Source organism: Treponema sp. R8-4-B8 (assembly GCF_054786175.1).
On the sequence record NZ_BDHE01000188.1, the window covers coordinates 1 to 745 of the forward strand.

The window sequence follows — 745 nt, forward strand, 5'->3', positions numbered from 1 at the left end:
TTCTGCATGTCAAAGTTCTTACCGGTTTATCAGGGTATAAATCACGTGGTTTTACACAGCAGGACGCTTTTTCGTATGTTGCCACATACGCATCCATTGCGGAAGTGAGGAATTTACTTTCAGGCGGGGTTGTATACATTAAATCGCCTATCGCTTCTTTTGCAGTTACTTTTTTTATTTTTGAAACAGGAAAACTAAATTTACCCCTATGTCCCACAACAAAAAGCCGTTCACGGTTTTGTGGAACTCCATAATCAACAGCATTTAATAATTTGTATTCAATATAATATCCCATTTTTTTAAGTTCATCTATAATTACTTCAAAATATATTTTATTGGCATAAAGCAAGCCACGAACATTTTCAAAAAGAAAAATAGAAGGATTTATTTTTTTTATTGCATCGACAAAGATAGGGAATCCATTTCTGCTGTCAGTAGCACCTCTTTGATACCCCCAAACACTGAACGGCTGGCATGGAGGTCCGCCAATGACAATATCCGCATCAGGGTATTCAAAGCTTATATCCAGCTTTATTTCAGTACAGACACCAGACAAATTTTTATTATAAGTTTCACATGCCGCTTTATCCATTTCATAACCAATTGTCTTAAAACCCACCGCTTCAAATCCAAGTGATAAACCGCCACAGCCTGCAAAAAGGTCAAGAACTACGGCATTTTGGGTGTTTTTGGGGCGTAAAACTTCATTTATGTAATCACAAAATTCCATAGAAACCAGTATGAT

At 36.6% G+C, this 745-nt stretch carries 1 protein-coding gene; it reads right to left on the minus strand.

Annotated elements, in window-relative coordinates:
• Positions 1–730 (minus strand): DNA cytosine methyltransferase (locus ACYVRA_RS07800; RefSeq protein ID WP_461252171.1); only part of this gene is annotated, 730 nt, incomplete at its 3' end.
• Between the last annotated feature and the right edge of the window lie 15 nt (positions 731–745).